15 protein-coding genes are annotated in these 20,189 nt (G+C 66.8%); 7 read left to right on the top strand and 8 right to left on the bottom strand.

All coding sequences use genetic code 11. The features are described from left to right. Positions 1-97: 97 nt before the first annotated feature. Both M0208_RS15985 and M0208_RS15980 read left to right on the top strand, forming a co-directional pair. The gene (locus M0208_RS15985; RefSeq protein WP_258892660.1) at positions 98-1,633 is read left to right on the top strand and encodes a Do family serine endopeptidase; all 1,536 of its coding nucleotides are present in this window, start codon (positions 98-100) and stop codon (positions 1,631-1,633) included. A gap of 110 nt (positions 1,634-1,743) precedes the next feature. Then, positions 1,744-3,387, top strand: a complete 1,644-nt coding sequence (locus tag M0208_RS15980; RefSeq protein WP_258892659.1) for a DUF853 domain-containing protein — start codon at positions 1,744-1,746, stop codon at positions 3,385-3,387. A gap of 37 nt (positions 3,388-3,424) precedes the next feature. Here M0208_RS15980 and M0208_RS15975 read toward each other — a convergent pair whose 3' ends face one another. Both M0208_RS15975 and M0208_RS15970 read right to left on the bottom strand, forming a co-directional pair. Continuing rightward, entirely contained in the window at positions 3,425-5,101 is a 1,677-nt protein-coding gene (locus M0208_RS15975; RefSeq protein WP_408988112.1) for an amidohydrolase, read from the bottom strand. After that, positions 5,098-5,937, bottom strand: a complete 840-nt coding sequence (locus tag M0208_RS15970; protein WP_258892658.1) for an NAD(P)-dependent oxidoreductase — start codon at positions 5,935-5,937, stop codon at positions 5,098-5,100. The genes M0208_RS15975 and M0208_RS15970 overlap by 4 nt, the downstream gene beginning before the upstream one ends. A gap of 58 nt (positions 5,938-5,995) precedes the next feature. On the opposite strand from M0208_RS15970, the gene M0208_RS15965 reads away from it, so the two are divergent. Further along, positions 5,996-7,240 (top strand): threonine ammonia-lyase, encoded by a 1,245-nt coding sequence (locus M0208_RS15965; protein WP_258892657.1) that lies wholly within the window; start codon positions 5,996-5,998, stop codon positions 7,238-7,240. Positions 7,241-7,416: 176 nt separating this feature from the next. Further along, entirely contained in the window at positions 7,417-8,202 is a 786-nt protein-coding gene (locus M0208_RS15960) for an arginyltransferase (protein ID WP_258892656.1), read from the top strand. Between the two features lie 114 nt (positions 8,203-8,316). Here M0208_RS15960 and M0208_RS15955 read toward each other — a convergent pair whose 3' ends face one another. From M0208_RS15955 to M0208_RS15940, 4 genes are all read right to left on the bottom strand, one after another. Further along, positions 8,317-9,114, bottom strand: coding sequence for a transglutaminase family protein (locus M0208_RS15955; protein ID WP_258892655.1), 798 nt, complete (start codon positions 9,112-9,114; stop codon positions 8,317-8,319). Then, positions 9,114-10,049: an alpha-E domain-containing protein gene (locus tag M0208_RS15950; protein WP_258892654.1), complete on the bottom strand. Its 936-nt coding sequence runs from the start codon at positions 10,047-10,049 to the stop codon at positions 9,114-9,116. The genes M0208_RS15955 and M0208_RS15950 overlap by 1 nt, the downstream gene beginning before the upstream one ends. Next, complete coding sequence (locus M0208_RS15945) at positions 10,049-11,521, bottom strand: circularly permuted type 2 ATP-grasp protein (protein ID WP_258892653.1); 1,473 nt, start codon at positions 11,519-11,521, stop codon at positions 10,049-10,051. Before M0208_RS15945 ends, M0208_RS15950 begins: the two co-directional genes overlap by 1 nt. A gap of 67 nt (positions 11,522-11,588) precedes the next feature. Continuing rightward, the gene (locus tag M0208_RS15940; protein WP_258892652.1) at positions 11,589-13,610 is read right to left on the bottom strand and encodes a protein-disulfide reductase DsbD; all 2,022 of its coding nucleotides are present in this window, start codon (positions 13,608-13,610) and stop codon (positions 11,589-11,591) included. Between the two features lie 46 nt (positions 13,611-13,656). Here M0208_RS15940 and M0208_RS15935 point away from each other — a divergent pair, with 46 nt between their 5' ends. Then, a complete protein-coding gene (locus M0208_RS15935) occupies positions 13,657-15,297 on the top strand; it encodes an alkaline phosphatase family protein (RefSeq protein WP_258892651.1) in 1,641 nt (546 codons plus the stop codon). Positions 15,298-15,428: 131 nt separating this feature from the next. Here M0208_RS15935 and M0208_RS15930 read toward each other — a convergent pair whose 3' ends face one another. Then, positions 15,429-16,361 carry a right-handed parallel beta-helix repeat-containing protein gene (locus M0208_RS15930; protein ID WP_258892650.1) on the bottom strand — a complete coding sequence of 311 codons (933 nt, stop codon included), beginning with the start codon at positions 16,359-16,361 and terminating at the stop codon, positions 15,429-15,431. Positions 16,362-16,579: 218 nt separating this feature from the next. Between M0208_RS15930 and M0208_RS15925 the strand changes: the two genes are divergently transcribed. Both M0208_RS15925 and M0208_RS15920 read left to right on the top strand, forming a co-directional pair. Further along, positions 16,580-18,004, top strand: a complete 1,425-nt coding sequence (locus M0208_RS15925) for an aldehyde dehydrogenase family protein (protein WP_258892649.1) — start codon at positions 16,580-16,582, stop codon at positions 18,002-18,004. A gap of 61 nt (positions 18,005-18,065) precedes the next feature. Further along, positions 18,066-18,368 carry an EthD family reductase gene (locus M0208_RS15920; protein ID WP_258892648.1) on the top strand — a complete coding sequence of 101 codons (303 nt, stop codon included), beginning with the start codon at positions 18,066-18,068 and terminating at the stop codon, positions 18,366-18,368. A 3-nt stretch (positions 18,369-18,371) separates the two neighbouring features. Here the strand turns inward: M0208_RS15920 and M0208_RS15915 are convergent, their stop codons facing one another. Then, positions 18,372-20,186 (bottom strand): SLC13 family permease, encoded by a 1,815-nt coding sequence (locus M0208_RS15915; protein ID WP_408988111.1) that lies wholly within the window; start codon positions 20,184-20,186, stop codon positions 18,372-18,374. Between the last annotated feature and the right edge of the window lie 3 nt (positions 20,187-20,189).

Below are 20,189 nucleotides of genomic sequence, written 5' to 3'. Positions count from 1 at the left end.
ATATTCAAACGCCGTTCATCGCGGCGGACGCATTTTAATCCCGACCCGGCCGCGACCTGCTTGTCGTGGCCGAGTGATTGAGAGGAACACGAAGACCGTGCGATACGCTTACGCATTGACCGGCGCGCTGCTGCTGGGCGGCACCGCCGCATCGCTGATGCTCCAGAATCCCGCCACCGCGCAAAGTGCGCAGAACGAACCCGGCGCGATCGCCGCCGCCGCGCCGCGCGCGGGCGCGCCGATGAGCTTCGCCGACATGGTCGCGAAACTGCAGCCCGCGGTCGTCAACATCTCAACCGATCAGAAGGTGACCGTGCAAGCGCAGGCGAACCCGTTCGCGGGCACGCCGTTCGCCGAATTGTTCGGCCAGCAGCAGCGCGGTCAGGGCCAGAACGGCGCGCCGATCACGCGGGAGGCGCAGTCGCTCGGCTCGGGCTTCATCATCTCGCCCGACGGCTATGTCGTGACCAACAACCACGTCGTCGCGCCGGGCAATGCGCGGGCGACCGTTGAAGCGATCCGGGTTACTTTGCCCGACCGCAAGGAATATGTCGCCAAGCTGATCGGGCGTGACACCGCGTCGGACCTCGCGCTCCTGAAGATTTCCGCACCCGGTCCGCTGCCGTATGTGAAGTTCGGCGATTCCGCGCGTGCGCGTGTCGGCGACTGGGTCGTCGCGATCGGCAACCCGTTCGGGCTTGGCGGCACCGTGACCGCAGGCATTATCTCCGCGGTTCACCGCGTAACCGGACAGGGTGCGAACGATCGCTTCATCCAGACCGACGCCTCGATAAATCAAGGCAATTCGGGCGGTCCGATGTTCGACCTGAACGGCAACGTCATCGGCATCAACAGCCAGATCTTCTCGCAGTCGGGCGGAAACATAGGCATCGGCTTCGCGATCCCCGCAGAAGAAGCCAAGCCGATCATCGACACGCTGATGAAGGGCCGCGCGGTCGAACGCGGCTATCTCGGTGTCGGCATCCAGCCACTCAGCGACGATATCGCCGCCGCTCTCGGCCTGCCGAAGAACTCGGGTGAGATCATCGGCCGGGTCGAACCCGCCGGTCCCGCGGCGAAGGCCGGGCTTCGCGCCGGTGACGTGGTAACGCGCGTCAACGGTACGCCGGTGACCCCGGACAACACTTTGTCCTATCTCGTTGCGAACGTGGCACCGGGCGGCGCGGCGAAACTGGACCTGGTACGCGACGGTCGCCCGACCAGCGTGACCGCGACGGTCGCCAAGCGTCCGCCCGAGGAACAGCTTGCCGCCGCGACGGGCACCGATGGCGATGATGCCTTCCCCGACGATGATACCCCCGGCGCAGTCGCCCCGGCCGCGAACTCGATCGGCGTGACGGTACAGCCGTTGACCCCGGCCATCGCGCGCTCGATCGGGGTCGATTCGACCGTACAGGGCGTCGTTATCGCCTCGGTCGACGCGTCGAGCGACGCGGGGCAGAAACTGCGCCGCGGCGACGTGATCGTTTCGGTCAACAGCGTCCCTGCACGCACCGCTGCCGATGTCGCGCGCGGCGTCGCTGCGGCAAAGGCGGCGAACCGGCCGCAGGTGCTTTTGTCGGTTGTCCGCGGTCGCAATCCGGCGGCTTTCATCGCCGTGAAGATCAAGTAACCACGGTTCACGACTGACTGACAAAGGGCGTCGCGAGGCAACTCGCGACGCCCTTTGCGTGTCCGCCCAACCGCGTCTAGTCTCGGCACCCAAACGGCGGAGAGCGGCAGATGGGCGACGGAATCTTCATCGGTGCGGGCGCAGGCGGCGCGCAGCCGCAGACGCTGGAACTCAAACGCGCCAACCGCCACGGCCTCATCGCGGGCGCGACCGGCACCGGCAAGACCGTGACGCTTCAGGGCATCATCGAGGGGTTCAGCACCGCTGGCGTGCCCTGCTTCGTCGCCGACGTGAAGGGAGACCTGTCCGGCCTGGCGATGGCGGGCTCGCCACAGGCCAAGACCCACGCGATCTTCACAGCGCGCGCCGCGGAAATCGGCCTGACCGACTGGGCGTATGCAGACACGCCGGTGCAATTCTGGGATCTATACGGCGAACAGGGCCACCCGATCCGCACCACCGTCAGCGAAATGGGGCCGCTCCTCCTCGCCCGCCTGATGGACCTGAACGAAGTGCAGGAAGGCGTGCTGACGATCGCCTTCCACGTGGCGGACACCGACAAATTGCTGCTGATTGACCTCGACGATCTGCAGGCGATGCTGTCGCATTGCGCCGACCGCGCCGACGAACTGACCACCACCTATGGCAACGTCAGCAAGCAGAGCATCGGCGCGATCCAGCGTTCGCTGCTCCAGCAGCGCTCGCAGGGCGCAGAGCATTTCTTCGGCGAACCAGCCCTCGACCTCGACGATTTCCTTACCACTGACGACAAGGGCCGCGGGATCGTCAACATCCTCGCCGCCGATAAATTGATGGCCAGCCCGAAGCTGTATTCCACCTTCCTGTTGTGGCTGATGAGCGAATTGTTCGAAGCGCTGCCGGAGGTCGGCGACGCCGACAAACCCAAGCTGTGCTTCTTCTTCGATGAGGCGCATCTGCTGTTTGACGAAGCGCCCAAGGCGCTGCTGGAAAAGATCGAGCAGGTTGTCCGCCTGATCCGATCGAAGGGCGTCGGCGTCTATTTCATCACGCAGAACCCGATCGACATTCCCGATACCGTGGCGGGACAGCTCGGCAACCGCGTCCAGCACGCGCTGCGCGCCTTCACCCCGCGCGATCAGGCCGCGGTCAAATCCGCCGCCGAGACGTTCCGCGCCAATCCCGGCGTCGATGTCGCGACCGCGATCACCGAATTGAAGGTTGGCGAGGCGCTCGTGTCGCTCCTGCTCCCCGACGGCTCGCCCAGCCCGGTCGAACGCACGCTCATCAAGCCCCCCGCCAGTCGCGTCGGCCCGGTCACGCCGGTCGAGCGCGGCGTGCTGATCCAGACCGACGCGATCGGCGACAAATACGATACGCTGGTCGACCGTGAATCGGCCGAGGAATTGCTATCGGCCAAGACCGCCGAAGCCGCGGCAGCGGCCGCTGCCGAGCGCGCGCAGAACGACGCCGAGAAAGCCGCGGCCGTTCAAGCGAAGGCCGACGCGGTCGCCGCAAAGGAAGCCGAACGCGCCCGTATCGCCGCCGACAAGGAGGCCGTACGCCAAACCAGGGAGGCCGAACGCGCCGCCGCAAACAGCCCGTGGAACAAGGCCGTAACCTCCGCCACGCGTGCCGCCAGCTCATCGGTCGGCCGACAGGTCGCGAACGAAATCGGCAAGGCCGTCCTCGGCGGCGGTCGCGCCAGCAAGGCTGGCGGCGGACTGGTCGGGTCGGTCCTGCGCGGCGTCCTAGGCGGGCTGTTCCGCCGCTAGCGCACCGCCATGACGTCAACGCTGCACCGTTCGCGCTTCACTTCCGCTCGAACGCCTTCTTCCCGCCGATCCACGTCTGAAGCACCTGCGTCCCGCGCAATTCGCTCGGGCTGATGAGCATCGGGTCGCGGTCGACGATGATGAAATCGGCGCGTTGCCCGGGGGCGAGCGTGCCGAATTTCGTCTCGGCGAATCCGGCATAGGCCGCCGCGCCGGTCATCGCCCACCACGCCTGTTCGCGTGTGATCAGTTCCTGCGGTTGCCATCCGCCCTGCGGCTGGCCGTCCGCCCCGGTCCGCGTGAACGCCGCCGCCCAGGTCGCGAACGGATCGGGTTTCTCGACCGGGAAATCGGTGCCGAACGCCAGTTTCGATCCGTTGGCCAGCATTGATTTCCACGCATAGGCCCCGGTCAGCCGCTGCGGCCCCAGCCGCGCCTCCGCCATCGTGCGGTCGCTGGTCTGGTGAACCGGCTGCATCGACGCGATCGTGCCGAATTTCCCGAAGCGCGGCAGGTCTACGGAATCGACGATCTGTGCGTGTTCGATCCGCCAGCGCCGATCGCCGGTGTAGGTCTCGCTCTCCACCTGGATCGCGTCGAGCACCTGTTCGTCGGCCTTGTCGCCGATCGCGTGGACCGCGACCTGGAACCCGTCCATCGCCGCGCGGCTCATCTGGTTCTGCAACTGCGTGTCGGTCAAGAAGCCCAGGCCCGTCTGCCCCGGCGCATCGGCATAGGGCTTCTTCAGCCACGCGCCGCGCGACCCCAGCGCACCGTCGGCGTACAGCTTCACGCCCCCCAGCCGCAGCCGGTCGTCGTACAGCCACGGCGTCGGCCCCTTGCCGCCGATCCGCCCAGCGGTCTCGACGCCCAGCGCATAACCCATGATCCGCACCCGCAGCGCGCCGATGTCGGCCATCCGGCGATAGCTGAGCCAGTCGTCCAGCGTCGTGCCCATGTCGGCGACCGCGGTGACGCCGTAGCGCAACAGGATGTTCTGCGCGGTCAGGAAGGCGGCGTCGCGTTCCTTCGGCAGCGGCTGCGGCACGACCTTGTCGATCAGCGATTGCGCCGCGTCGACGAACACGCCCGACGGAGCTGCGCCGGTCTTCTCGATCCGTCCGCCCGGCGGCGAGACGGTGGCGGCGGTGACGCCCGCCTCCTTCATCGCGGCGGTATTGGCCCACCCCGCGTGACCGTCGGCACGCGCCAGCCAGATCGGATGCCCTGCCGAGACTGAGTCAAGATCGACGGCGGTCGGGAAACGGCCAAGGCCCCAGACCTCCTGATTCCACCCGCGCCCCAGAACCCATTTCCGGTCGGGATTGCCCGCGATATACGCCGCGATCCGCGCCTTCGCCTCGTCGAGCGATTTCGCCTCCGACAGATCGAGCGACAGCGCGCTGAAGCCGAGTTCGATCACATGGCCGTGCGCGTCAACGAAGCCGGGCAGCAAGGTCTTGCCCAGCATGTCGGTGCGCCATTCGTACAGCGGCTTGCCGGCGTTCTTCTTCAATTCCTTGCGGCTGAGTTTCGGCGGTTCCTCCCCCGCGGGGACCAGCCGCGTGACACGCCCGTCCTGGTCGACCAAGATCGCCCTGAACCGGACCACGCGGCCCCCTTCGGCGATGGTGATGCCGTTGACGTTGTCGACGATCCCGTCGGCGAGCGCGGGGGTGGGAAGGAGCGCCAACGCGGCAAACAGATACTTCACTTGCGTATTCTCCGCACCAGCGCGCTCGTGTCCTGCCGAGCACCGCCTATTGTTTGCACCTCGGCATAGAATTGATCGACCAGCGCCGCGACCGGCAGCACCGCGCCGTTGCGCTTCGCCTCATCCAGCGCGAGACCAAGATCCTTGCGCATCCAGTCCACCGCGAAGCCGAAGTCGAACTCGTCTCGCGCCATCGTCCCCCAGCGATTGACCATCTGCCAGCTCTGCGCCGCGCCACCGGATACCGCCTCGAACACCTTGTCGAGATCGAGCTCGCTCGCCTGCGCGAACCGCAGCGCCTCGGACAGCCCCTGCAGCACGCCGGCGATCGCAATCTGGTTGACCATCTTGGTCTGCTGCCCCGCCCCCGCCGCGCCGACATGGACCACGCGCGCCGCATAGGCCCGCATCACCGGTTCAGCCTTGGCCATCGCCGCGGCCGATCCGCCGCACATGATCGACAGCGCGCCCTTCTCCGCGCCCGCCTGACCACCCGACACCGGCGCGTCGACAACTAACGCCCGCGCCTCCGCCAATTCGCGAGCGATTTTCGCCGATACCGTGGTGTGGTCGATGAACACCGCATCGTCGCGCATCGCCGCGAACGCGCCGTCCACGCCCAGCGTTACCGCGGCGAGATCGTCGTCATTCCCGACACACGTCACCACCGCATCGGCACCCTGCGCCGCCGCCGCGGGCGTCTCGGCCACCGCGAGCCCGGTCGCCTCCGCCTTGGCGCGCGTGCGGTTGTACACCGTCACGTCATGCCCGGCCTTCGCCAGATGCCCCGCCATCGGCGCGCCCATCACGCCGGTCCCGATGAATGCGATCCTCATCGCGTGGGGCTTAGGCGGTGTTTCCAGCCCGCGCCAGATGGTCTAGGCGCGGGCCATCATGGCTACGCACGCGATCGACACCGCCCCCGCCCTCCCCGTCACGCTCGCCGACGTACAGGCCGCGCACGCGCGCATCGCGGACCAGATCGTCCGCACCCCGACGCTGATCAGCCGCACGCTGTCCGAAATGACCGGCGCTACCGTGTATCTGAAGTTCGAGAACCTTCAGTTCACCGCGGCGTACAAGGAACGCGGCGCGCTCAACACATTGCTGCTGCTGAGCGACGAGGCGAAGGCGAAGGGCGTCATCGCCGCGTCCGCGGGCAACCATGCGCAAGGGCTGGCCTATCACGCCAATCGCCTGGGCGTGCCGTCGACGATCGTGATGCCGACCAACACACCGACGGTGAAGGTGATGCAGACCGAAGGCCACGGCGCGACCGTGGTGCTGCACGGCACCACCTTCGACGCGGCCTATGCGCACGCGCGCCAACTGGAGTCCGAGCGCGGCCTGACGTTCGTCCACCCGTTCGACGATCCGCGCGTCATCGCCGGGCAAGGCACCGTCGCGATCGAGATGCTGGCCGACATTCCCGGCATCGACGCGCTGATCGTCCCGATCGGCGGCGGCGGCTTGATCTCGGGTATGGCCACTGTCGCGCGGGCGGCGGATCACCCGATCGAGATCGTCGGGGTGGAGGCCGAGCTGTTCCCGTCGATGTTCAACCGCATCAACGGCACCGACATGCCGTGTGCGGGCGATACGCTGGCCGAGGGCATCGCGGTCAAGGAACCCGGCGGGATCACGTCGAAGATGGTCGCTGAACTGGTCGACGACATCCTTTTGGTATCCGAACGCAGTCTGGAGGAAGCGGTCAGCCTGTTGCTGCAGATCGAGAAGACCGTGGTCGAGGGTGCGGGCGCGGCGGGGCTCGCCGCGCTGATCCAGCACAAGGGGCGCTTTACGGGCAAGACGGTCGGCGTCGTGCTGTGCGGCGGCAATATCGACACGCGATTGCTTGCGAACGTGCTGCTGCGCGACCTCGCGCGATCGGGTCGCCTCGCGCGGTTGCGCATCCGCCTGCAGGATCAGCCCGGCGCGTTGTTCAACGTCGCGCGCATCTTCGACGAACAACGCGTCAACATCATCGAAGTCTATCACCAGCGCGTCTTCACTACGCTGCCTGCAAAGGGCCTGATCACCGACATCGAATGCGAAGCGCGCGACCGCACGCACCTCGACCGGCTTATTGTCGCGCTGCGCGATGGCGGATATGAGGTGAGTACGGTGGAACTGGCGTAGCTTTGCGGTACGGAGAGGAATAACCGTACCGAAATCATCCTGAATCCAGTGCTGGAAAGACTCTATCGACCGGGTTAACCTTCAATCGTGGTAAAGACTCTTTTCACGACGAACCGCGCGATTCATATCGGCGTATCGTCGCGTATGACCAACGTGGCGGAGGGGACAGACCAAAGGTGACCGCGCCATTTCGCTTTCCGCGATTCTTCGTGACCAGTCCGGCGCCGTGCCCGTACCTGCCCGGTCGGCAGGAGCGGAAGGTCTTCACCGAACTGAACGGACCGCACGCCAATGAACTGAACGACGCGCTCGGCCGGATCGGTTTCCGCCGCAGCCAGGGCGTCGCTTATCGTCCTTCCTGCGCGGGCTGTTCGGCGTGCGTCTCGGTCCGCGTCGTGACGCATGAATTCGAGGCGAGCGCAACGCAGCGCAAACTCGCGCGCCGCCACGCCGATCTGGAGGTCACCGCCTGCCGTCCGTGGGCGACCGACGAGCAATTCCAGCTTCTCCGCAACTATCTCCGCTCCCGCCACCCCGGCGGCGGCATGGCGGGGATGGATGAGGAAGACTATTCCGACATGATCGAACAATCGCCGGTCAACTCGGTGATCGTCGAATATCGCGAACCCGGCATGAACGGTGCGCAGGGGCGGTTGATCGGCGCGTGCCTGACCGATCGGCAGGCGGACGGCCTGTCGATGATCTACAGCTTCTTCGCCGCCGACGTGCCCGACCGGCAGGGGTTGGGAAATCTCATCATCCTCGACCACATCCACCGCGCGCGCGCTGCGGGCCTGCCGTACGTGTATCTCGGCTATTGGGTGAAGGGATCGGCACGGATGGCGTACAAGACGCGCTATCGCCCGATCGAAATGCTCGGCCCGCGCGGCTGGACACGGATGCGCGACGAAGATGCGCTGCCGCCCGTATCGCGGGTCGTGCGGACGAGCGAATGGGCCTGACATAGAAACCGTCGTCCCCGCGCAGGCGGGGATCCATAGTCGCTGAGCGGGCGGTTCTATTCGATAGCGTCGTGATTATAGATTCCCGCCTTCGCGGGAATGACGGAGGTGGCCCTAATCCTCCCGCTGAACCGTTACATCAACATCCAGGGCCTCGCGCCCATCCCCCAGCCGCGTGCCAGCCACCGGTGCCGCGCCGAACGCGTCCAGCGCCACTGCGACGCGGACATGATGTTCGCCCGAATGCGTGCCGAGTGTCGGATCGAATCCAGCCCAGCCGATCCCCTCCACCCACGCATCCGCCCAGCCATGTGCGGTCGGACGGTGGTCGCCCTCCAGATCGCAATATCCCGTCACGTAACGTGAGGGCACACCCAGGCTGCGCGCGGCGGCGATGAAGATCTGCGCCAGATCGCGCGACGTGGCGGACGTGCGCGCAAAGGCCTCGGCCGCGGCCAAGCCCGGTTCGGGCCGTCCGCGATCGATCGCGGCGTGCGCGTGGATCGCGTCGTTCAGCCGGAGCAGCGCCGTCATGCCCTCCCCCGCCGCGGCCTCTTGCGCGAAGTCCGCGATAGCCTCGTCCGCCAGCGTCATCGGCGTATCGCGCAGGAACACGCGCGGCGGCAGCGGCTCGGTCGCACCGCGCTGCACGCCGTCGGAGCGGCTGGTCACCACTTCGCCCGACACCGAAACCTCGATCCGATCGAGCGGCCCCTCGCAATACAACATCGTCGTGCAATTGCCGAAGCCGTCGCGGTGCTGCGTCATGCGCGCATCGCAATCGACCGCGATATGCCACGCCGCGACCGTCTGATCGTCGGTATTTTCGGGCGTCATGCGCAGCAATTGCACCACGCGCGCCTGCGGACTGGTGAAACGATACGTCGTGCGGTGGTCGATCGAGATGCGCATCAGTGAAACTTGAACTGGCGGGCGATCGCGGTGTGGAGCTGGTCGTTCTCCGCGATTATCGCCTGCAAATGCTGGTGGAGGCCCGACGCGATGACCTCGCCGGTGCGGGTCTTGGCCGTTCGCGTCATCCGCGCGCGCGCCATGCGATCGGCCTCACCGTGGCTGCCAGTGCGCCGAGCGAGCGAATTGAGCATTTCGATCGTTTCCTCGATCGCGGCGGCAATGCTGCGCGGCAGTTCGGCGCGCGACAGCAACAGGTCGATGACGTTCGCGGGCCGCAGCCCTTCGTTGTACAGCCAGCGATAAGCGGTGACCGCGGACACGGTCTGCAGGATCGTCGTCCATTGATCGCGATCGACCGTGCCGCCGACCGGCTCGCCCTCGGGCAGCAGCAGATGGTATTTCACGTCGAGCAGGCGCGCGGTGTCGTCGACGCGCTCGGTCGCCTGCCCCAGCCGGATGAACGACGTCGTCTGGTTGCGCAGCATCCGGTGGATCGCGCCTTCGAACCCGCGCGTCTCGGCCTTCACCGCATCGACCAGAGCGAGCGCAGAATCGGGGTCGAGCCGCGTCATCCGCTGGTCGAAGATCAGCCACGCGCTGTTGATGGCCGTCCACGCCTCCCGTGTCAGCGCGGTGCGCACCGCACGCGCATTGTTGCGCGCCATGTCGAGGCAGCGCGCGATCGATCCGGGGTGCGACGGATCGCGGATCAGGAAACGCGCGACCTCCTCGCGCGTCAGCCGCGCGCCGCTGGCCTTGAACGCCGCCTCGGTATCGGTGACCGCCAACGCCGACTGCCACGCCGCCTCGCCCGCAGATCGCGTCGACAGCACATCCAGCCGGATCGTCGCCTCGACCAGCCGCGCGATGAAATCCGCACGCTCGATATAGCGCCCCAGCCAGTAGAGCGACGACGCGGTGCGTGAGAGCATCAGCCCTGCACCTGCGTCATGTTGCCGAGGTTCTGAGACTGGCTGAGGCCATTGTCCATCAGCACGAAACTGTCCTTCGTCCCCCCGCCCTGCGACGAATTGACGACCAGCGACCCTTCCTTCAGCGCCACGCGGGTCAGGCCGCCGGGGACGACCTGCACGCCCTTCGATCCGGTCAGCACGAACGGGCGGAAATCGACGTGCCGCGGCGCGAGGCCACTGTCGGCCAGCGTCGGGACGGTCGAAAGCGCCAGCGTTGGCTGGGCGATGTAGCGCTGCGGTTCGGCGACCAGCGCGGCGCGGAACGCCTCGATCTCGGCCTTCGTCGCGGTCGGGCCGACGAGCATCCCGTATCCGCCCGATCCGTCTACCAGCTTCACCACCAGCTCGCCGAGATTCTCCAGCACGTATTTCAGCGCCTGCGGCTCGCGGCAACGAAATGTCTCGACGTTCGGCAGCTTCGCCTCGCCGCCCGAATAATAGCGCACGATCTCCGGCATATAGCTGTAGATCGCCTTGTCGTCGGCGATGCCGTTGCCGGGCGCGTTGAGGATCGCTACGTTGCCCGCGGCATAGGCCGCGATCAGCCCCGGCACGCCGAGCGAGGAATCCGGCCGGAACACCAACGGATCGAGGTAATCGTCGTCGATCCGGCGATAGATCACGTCGACCTTCACCCGCCCGGCGATCGTCCGCATATAGACGATGTCGTCGTCGACCACGAGATCGGCCGCCTCGACCAGTTCGACCCCCATCGAATCGGCGAGGAAGCTGTGTTCGTAATAGGCCGAATTGTAGTGGCCCGGCGTCAGCACGACGCAATTGGGATTCTGCCCGCAGCCGCGCGGGGACACCGACCGCATCGTCTCCAACAGCCGGTCGGGATAGCTGTCGACCGCCGCGACGCGGAACTGCGCGAACAGTTCGGGGCACAGCCGCACCATCGCCTCGCGATTTTCCAGCATGTAGCTGACCCCGCTCGGGGTGCGCGCATTGTCCTCCAGGACGAAGAATTCGTCCGGCCCAGTGCGCACCAGATCGATCCCGCAGATATGCGCCCACACGTTATGCGGCGGCTTGATGCCTGCGATCTCGGGGCGGAACTGCGGATTGCCGAGGATCAGATCCTCCGGCAGCACCTTGTCCTTCAGGATGCGGCGGTCGCCGTAGATGTCGTCCAGGAACAGGTTGATCGCCTCGACCCGCTGGACCAGCCCCTCACTCAGCCGCGACCATTCGTCGGCCAGGAACACGCGCGGGACGATGTCGAACGGTATGATCCGCTCGCTCGCTTCGCTCTCGCCGTAAACCGCAAAGGTAATTCCGAGCTGCCGGAAGGTGCGTTCCGCCGACTCCTGCCGCTGGCGCAGTTCGCGCTGCGGCGTTTCGGCGAGCCAGCGCCCGAGTTCGGCGAGTTCGGGCCGCGCGGAACCCCCGGCCCCCATGATCTCGTCGAAAGCGCGTTCCCCCATCAGCCGCCTAACGCCCTTCTATGTGAATGGCTCCATGCTGCGCGAACTTGCTGCGCTGCACAAGGGGTCAGGAGGTTGTGAGGTCGGTCAGCGTGGCTGGCGTCAGGATTTGGGGCAAGATTTGCGGGGTCGCGCTGCCCGGCGCGTACCAGAGGTACAAAGGTACTCCGGCGCGATTGTGCCGTTCGATGAAGCGGCCCAGCGCGGGGTCGCCATCGGTCCAGTCGCCGACCAGCATCGCGACCTTGCCCTTGCCGAACGCGTCAGCGACCGCGGCGGTCTCGATCGCGGCTTTCTCGTTGACCTTGCACGTCAGGCACCAGTCGGCGGTAAAGTAGGCGAAGACCGGGCGACCCTCGGCGCGAAGCGCGGCAAGGCGCGTTTCGCTGAACGGTTCAGTCCCGGCGACGGTGGCGCGCGCCACGGCGGCCTCGGGCTTGAGCAGCACGACCGCAACCAGCGCCACCGCGACCAACGGAATCGCGGGCCACCATTGACGGTCACTCCCACCCGCCTGCCGCCGCCCGGTCCACCACAAGCCGAATGCGGCTAGCAGCACCGCCGCGAGGCCGATCGTCATCCCGTCGACCCCCGCTTGCCGCCCCAGCACCCAGGCGAGCGCCAGCGCGGTCAGGAACATCGGCACTGAGAGGATATTGCGGAACCTCTCCATCCACGCCCCCGGTTTGGGCATCCGACGCCGGAGCGCGGGGATGAATCCGATCGCGAGGAAGGGAAGCGCAATCCCCAGCCCAAGTCCCGCGAACACCGTCAGCGCCGCGGCCGGGGGCAACACCAGCGCCGCGCCCAGCGCCGCGCCCATGAACGGCCCGGTACACGGCGTCGCGACGAACGCGGCGAGCGCGCCGGTGACGAACGCGCCGCCATTACCCGATCGCCCGGCGAACGCCGGCGTCGGCAGTTCGAACAGACCGGCGAGGTTCAGCGCGATGCCGGTCACCAGCAGCAAGAGAACGCCGATGACACGCGGATCCTGCAACTGGAACGCCCAGCCGACCGTGCTGCCGCTCGCTCGCAACGCCAGCAGCAAGCCGCCGAGCGCGAGGCAAACGAGGATCACACCCGCCGAATAGGCCAACGCCTCACCCCGCGCCGCGCGTTCGTCGCCGCCCGATTTGGCGAGGCTCAAAGCCTTCAGGCTCAGGATGGGAAATACGCACGGCATGATGTTGAGCAGCAACCCGCCGAGCACCGCCCCCGCGAATGCGGTCAGCGCCAGAGCCCATTGGCTGCCCGCGGGCTGCGTGGCGGCGACCGCGCCGCGTTGCGCGCTCACCAGAAACCCGCGGCCGCCGCCGGTCGACAGCACGCCCTCAACCTTGCCGCTCGCAGGCGTCTTCGCCGCGACGGTATCGATCACGATCCGGTCGCCGTCGCGCGTCGCGGATTGCGGCGCGGCATAGTCCGCCGCGCCCGCCGCCAGCGGATAGAAATACAGGTCGCTGGCCGACGCATCCGCCGGATACGGCACCGACAGGCGGAAGCGCCCCCCCTCGATCTGCCATGTCGCAACCGAGCCGAGCGGTTTCGGCAATGCCTGCCGCCAGCCGTCGAACGTCGTCCGTGCGCCCGGATCGATCGCGCCATCGCCGACCGTCAACTCGGTCGACAACGTCTGCGTTTCGGGCACGCAAATCTCTTCGGTGCAGACCAGATAATCGGCTTTCACGCTGACCGGCAACCGCGTTCCGACGGCAAGTCCGGCGGGGATTTTCAGGTCGACAAGCTGCGCGAACGGCCCCTCGTAGACATAGTTCATCAGCCCCGCGACGAGCAGCCGCCCCGGCACCGGATACCTCAGTTCGCCCGCGCTCACCCCCGCGGGCAACGTCCACGCCAGCCGCGTCTCCACCCCCGCATCGCCGGGATTCTTCCAATAGGCGTGCCAGCCCTTTTCGGGCGTGGATTTGAACGCCAGCGTCACGGTCGATCCCGCCGCGGGCCGCGCGGTTTCCGGCGCCAGTTCGATCGCTACGTGGCGCGCCGCGGGTTGTGCCGCCGCCAACCCCGCCCACAGCGTCATCAGGGTGAAAAGGAACGCGCGCAACGCGGCTTGCCTGTGGCTCATACGCGGCACATACCGCGCCGCGATCCGCTTTGCATCAAGGATACCCATGAAAGCGCTGCTCGCCGCCTTGCTCGTAACCGCCACCGTCCCGGCAGTGGCGCAACAGATGCCCGTCCCCGCGGCACCTGCCCCATCGCCCGCCGCCAAGGCCCCGCCGAAATTGCTCGTCGTCATTTCGGTCGACCAGTTCTCCGCCGACCTGTTCGCGCAATATCGCGACAAGTTCACCGACGGATTCGCCCGGCTGCTGCAGGGCGCGGTGTTCCCCTCGGGCTATCAGTCGCACGCCGCGACCGAGACGTGTCCTGGCCATTCGACGATCCTGACCGGCGTGCATCCGGCGACCAGCGGGATCATCGCCAACACCTGGCTCGACCAGAAGGTCGGGCGCGCCGACAAGCTGGTCTATTGCGCGGAAGACGAGCGCGTCCCCGGCAGCAACCACGACGATTACACGCCGTCCGACCTGCATCTGAAAGTGCCGACGCTCGGCGACCTGATGAAGCGCGCCAACCCTGCGTCGCGCGTCGTGTCGGTCGCGGGCAAGGATCGCGCGGCGATCATGATGGGCGGGCACAACACCGATCAAATCTGGTTCTGGAATGGCAAGACGGTCGCGACGCTCGCCGGCCGGCCGGCCAATCCGGTCGCCGATCGCACCAATCAGGCAGTCGCGGCGCTGATCGCGCAGCCGCAGACGGCGCTCCCCGTGCCCGGCTATTGCGCGCGGCTGATGCAGGGAATCGCGATCGGCAGCCAGACGCTGGGCGCGGGCCGGTTCGAACGCGCGGCGGGCGATGCGAAGGCGTTCCGCGCCTCCCCCGCGCTCGATGGCGCGGTGTTCGCGATGGCGGCGGGGTTCATCCAGGACATGAAGCTGGGACAAGGTGCTGCGACCGACCTGATCGCGATCGGCGCGTCGGCGACCGACTACGTCGGCCACGCCTACGGCCCCGGCGGCGGTGAGATGTGCGTGCAACTGGCGCAGCTCGACGCGACGATAGGCGCGTTCTTCGCCACGCTCGACGGCTGGAACATCGATTATGAGGTGGTGCTGACCGCCGACCACGGCGGCCACGACGCGACCGAGCGCCAGCAAACGCGCGCAATGCCGATGGAGACGCGTGTCTCGACCGACGTGTCAGCGAAAGCGGTCGGCGCGGCGATCGGCAAGACGTTGGGTATCGCGGGACCGGTTTTGCTGTCGTCCGACGGCGATTTGTACGTGTCGAACGACGTGCCCGCCGCCAAGCGCGACGCGGTGATCGCGGAGACGGTCCGCCGGTTCAAGGCGATGCCGCAGATCGCCGCCGCGCTTACTGCGAAGGAGATCGCCGCAACGCCGATGCCGCACACCCCGCCCGAAACCTGGACGCTGACCGAGCGCGCACGCGCCTCGTTCTATCCGGGGCGGTCTGGAGACGTTCTGCTACTGCTGAAGCCGCGCGTCACCGGCATCCCGACACCCGGGCCGGGCTATGTCGCGACGCACGGCAGCCCATGGGATTACGACCGCCGCGTGCCGATCCTGTTCTGGCGCAAGGGGATGGCGGGGTTCGAACAGCCGCTGTCGGTGGAAACAATCGACATCGCGCCCACGCTGGCGGCGACGATCGGGTTGCCGGTGACGGGGATGGAGGGGCGGTGTCTGGATCTGGATGGGGGGTCGGGGGATAGCTGCCGCTAAATCCTCCCCGGCACGGGGAGGGAGACCGCGACGCGAAGCGGCGTGGTGGAGGGGAAGCCGCGGGCGACAGTCTTGCTGGGCTGCCCCTCCACCAGCTTCGCTGGTCCCCCTCCCCGTGCCGGGGAGGAATTTTAAGGCTCCCGCACTTCATACGCCCGCACGCCCGCGCCCAGCCGGTTCGCCCCCTGCACCAGCCGATCCCCTGAAACATTCGCCAGAAACGCCGGACTTTTCGTCTGCCCCGGCGCCAGCGTCGCGACGTTATCCGCCACCTTCAGCCCCTCCGACCGGAACTTCCGCTGCTCCGCCGCCACCACGATGAAGCCGGTCCAATTCTCCTTCTTCGTCCCTTGCACGAAGGTATTGCGCGCGATCTCACCGGTCGCGCCTTCGGGCAGGTCGATCATGTAATTCGTGCGGTCGCCCTGCGTGTCGTCGAAGCTGTTGTCGGTCACCCGCACATTCGGCACGCGCAGCTTCACATAATGCCCGCCGCGTCCGCGTTCGAAACGCGAATTGGTGATCGTCACGCTCGCGCCCGATCCGCCGAGATACACCGAATGCGCGCAATCCTCGGTCTCGTGGCATTGCCCCAGGCCCGAGAATGTCGAGCGGTCGATCATGATCCGGTGCGGATCGTCGCTGCTGCCCAGGATGCCCTCCTGACTGTCGAGAAACATCGAATTGACGACGGTCAGGTCGCCGATCTCGATCCGGATGCCAGCGCCATTGCCGTCGGGCACGCGGATACCGCGAAACACCAGGCCATCGACGGTCGATCCTTCCCCGCGCAGCACCAATGCCGCTTTCCCCTCGCACGCGCCCTCGAAGATCGCGGTGCCGGGTTGCGCCGCCTTGAACGTCACGCGTCCGGCCTGCTGGATCGCGCATTCGCGGTAGACGCCCGGCGCGATCGTCACGGTGAAATCCTTGCCGCGGTTCTGCATCAGCGCGTCGTCCAGCGTGGCGTAGCCCTGCCCGTTGACGGCGAACGGTGCGCTGGCCTGCTGCGCGGCGGCGGGTGCGGTCGTGGCGAGGGCGATCAGGATCAGGGCGCGGCGCATGGGAGGAAGTCCTTTCGGTCACGGCGTGCGCGCGCGTCGTTGCCGGCGGAAGCGACATTCGCGGTTAACGGCTGAAAATCGCGCGCGAGGGCGTTTCGCGCGCCCCCGAACGTCCCGCGGCGGGACGCATTCGCGCTATCGCGTTTCCTGTTGCAACCCATCTCGCGCCGCCGCATGAGCATACCGCAATCTCGAAACGAGCGGCGGAGAGGCCTGTCATGCAAAGCTACCTGAAACACTATATCGATGGCGCGTGGGTCGACAGCGACGGTGGCACGCGCCACGACGTGATCGATCCAGCGACCGAACAGCCGTGCAGTGAAATCACGCTGGGGTCGAAAGCCGACGCCGAAAAGGCGATCGCTGCCGCAAAGAAGGCGTTCAAAACCTGGTCGCAAACGACGGTCGAGGAGCGGATCGCGCTGCTTGAGCGGATCATCGCCGAGTACAAGGCGCGCATCCCCGATCTGGCCAAGGCGACCAGCGACGAAATGGGCGCGCCGATCAGCTTCGCGAACATGGCGCAGGCGCCCGCGGGCCTCAGCTATTTCATGGGGACGCTCGCCGCGCTGAAGGAATTCAAATTCTCCGAACAGGTCGGCAAGGCGCGCGTCGTGCACGAGCCGCTGGGCGTCGTTGCGATGATCACGCCATGGAACTGGCCGCTGAACCAGATCTGCGCGAAGGTCGCCCCCGCGCTCGCGGCGGGCGACACGATGATCCTGAAGCCGTCCGAAGAAGCACCGGGCAATGCGGTGATCCTGGCCGAAATCCTCCACGCGGCGGGCGTCCCCGCGGGCGTGTTCAATCTGGTCAACGGCGACGGTCCCGGCGTCGGCGCGACGCTCAGCAGCCACAAGGACGTCGACATGGTGAGCTTCACCGGTTCGACCCGCGCCGGAATCGCGGTCGCCACCGCGGCGGCGGCGACGGTCAAGCGCGTCCATCAGGAACTGGGCGGAAAGGCGCCGAACGTCGTGTTGGAAGGCGCGAAGCTGGGCGAGGTGCTGCCGCCCACGATGGCGGGCGTGCTCGCAAATTCGGGGCAAAGCTGCATCGCGCCGACGCGGCTGCTGGTCCACAAGAGCCAGGCCGCGGAGGCGAGCAAGGTCGTCCAGTCGATTATGGAAAGCGTGACCGTCGGCAGCCCGACCGAAGAAGGCGCGCACCTCGGCCCAGTGGTCAACAAGGCGCAGTATGAGAAGATCCAGGGCCTGATCCAGTCGGCGATCGACGAAGGCGCGACGCTCGTCACCGGCGGCACCGGTCGCCCCGATGGCCGGAATGCCGGGTTCTTCGTAAAGCCGACCCTGTTCAGCGACGTTACCCCCGACATGCGCATCTACCGCGAGGAAACGTTCGGTCCGGTCGCGACGATCACCACCTACGACAGCGGCGAACAGGCGATCGAGATGGCCAACGACACCGATTACGGGCTGTCGGCGACGATCTCGGGCGACCCAGCGGAGGCGTCGAGGATCGCGGGGAAACTGCGTGCGGGGCTGGTCACGATCAATTCGTGGGGACCGAGCGGGCCGATTCCGTTCGGTGGCTACAAGCAATCGGGCAATGGGCGCGAAGGCGGCAAATGGGGCCTCCTCGACTTCATGGAAACCAAGGCGATCGTCGGCGAACCCGCCTGATTTCCCTTTAGCGCCGCCCCGGACGAACCGGGGCGGCGTTTCGCTATCCAGGAGACATACGATGATCGTCACCGTGCTGTACCCGACCCACGAGGGCGCGAAATTCGACTCGGCCTATTACAGGGCGACCCACGCCCCGCTCGCGATGGACGTGTGGGGCATCGACCAGGCCGAACTGATCGAAGGCGTCGGCACCCCGACCGGCGAACCCGCGCCCTATGCGCTGATCGGTCACTTCCATTTCCCATCCGAAGAAGCATTCGCCACCGCCATGGCGAGCCCGCGGATGGGCGAATTGATGGCCGACGTCGCGAATTTCACCGACATCCAGCCGCAGATCATGATCGGCCGTCCGCTGGCGTAAGCGTCACGCCAGCGGCCAAAAGAACAGGATCAGAGGGGTGCCGAACAGCACCACCAGCACCGACAGCGGCGCGCCTAACCGGGCGTAGTCGCCGAACCGGTATCCCCCCGGCCCCATCACCAGCGTGTTGCACTGGTGCCCGATCGGGGTGAGGAAATCGCACCCCGCGCCGACCGCGGTCGCCATGAGGAACGCCTCGGGCCGATAGCCGAGATCGGTCGCGAAGGTCGCCGCGATCGGGGCCATCACCAGCACGGTAGCGGCGTTGTTCAGGAACGGCGTCACCGCCATCGCCGCGACCAGGATCAGCCCCACCGCGCCCCACGCCGGCAACGTCTGCGCGACGCTCGCCAGCCATGTCGCGATCACATCCGACGCGCCGGTCGTACGCAACGAGTCGGATACCGGGATCAGCGCGGCGAGCATGATCAGGATCGGCCACTCGACATGGTCGTACGCCTCGCGCAACGGCAGCACGCCGGTCGCCAGGATCAGTCCGGCGGCGGCGAAGAACGCGACTGCGACCGGAATCAGACCCAATGCCGTGCCGAGCATCGCGATGCCGAGGATGATGATCGGCAACCACGTCCGCCGCGAACTGCCCAGCCGCAATTCGCGCTCCGCGAGCGGCAGGCAGCCCAGATCGCGCAGCCGTTCGGGCAGCAACGCCAGCGGCCCCTGCAGCACCACCACGTCGCCCGCGCGCAATTCCGTATTCGCCAGACGCCGCGCCAGATGTTCACCTTGCCGTGAAATCGCGATCAGATTGACCCCGAAGCGGGACTGGAGGTCGAGCCGCCCCGCGGTCTGTTCGACCAGCGGCGATCCGACGTTGATCACCGCCTCGATCACACCAACCTCGTCGCCCTTCGACTCCGCGTGCGCCTCGCGGTCTTCGCCCTCCAGCTTCAGGCGGTCGCCCGCGATCACGCGTTCCAGCGCATCCGGCTCCCCGCCCATGATGAGAACGTCGCCCTCGCGCAAAACATCATGTTCGTACGGCGCGCTGCGCATCCCTGCGCGCAGGATCTGCGTGACCGTCACCTCCTGTTCGTGCCGGTCGAGGAAATCCGCGACGGTTTCGTCGATCGCGGGCGATCCGCCGGTGATCGTCGCCTCGGTCACATACCCCTTGATGTCCAGCGCCTCGCCCATCGTCGGCGCGGCGCGGCGGTCAATCGGGATCAGGCGATAGGCGAAGCGCAGGTAGATCAGGCCCATCACCAGCAGGAAAAATCCGACCGGGGTATAATCGAACATCCCGAACGGGTGCCCGGTCATATCCTCGCGCACGCGGCTGACGATGATGTTGGGCGATGTTCCGACCAACGTCATCAGCCCGCCGAGCAACGACGCGAACGCCATCGGCATCAGGAACACCGATGGACTGGCGTCGCTTTTCTTCGCCATCTGGAACGCCGCGGGCATCAGCATCGCCAGCGCACCGATGTTCTTCACCAGCGCGGAGGCGACGCCGACCGATCCGGTCAGCACCAGCAATTGTGACCGCACCCGCGTCACCCGTTTTGAGAGCGACCTAAGCGCACGCTCGATTACCCCCGACCGCTGCACCGCCGCCGATATGACCAGCGCCGATCCAACGATGATGACGATGTCGTCGGAAAACCCCCTGAACGCCTCCTTCGGCGCGACGATCCCGAGCAACAGGCTGGCCAGCAACGCGAGGATCGCCACCACGTCGTAGCGGAACTTCCCCCACAAAAAGAGCGCCATCATGCCGGCAAGCGTGGCGAGCGAGAGATATTGGGGAAGGGTCATCCGTGACGGGTGAACAGCGGCGTCGTCAGTGAGTTCCATTTA

The organism is Sphingomonas sp. SUN019 (genome assembly GCF_024758705.1).
In the GTDB taxonomy this organism is placed as follows: Bacteria; Pseudomonadota; Alphaproteobacteria; order Sphingomonadales; family Sphingomonadaceae; genus Sphingomonas.
This window is presented reverse-complemented; position numbering and strand designations above follow the sequence as displayed.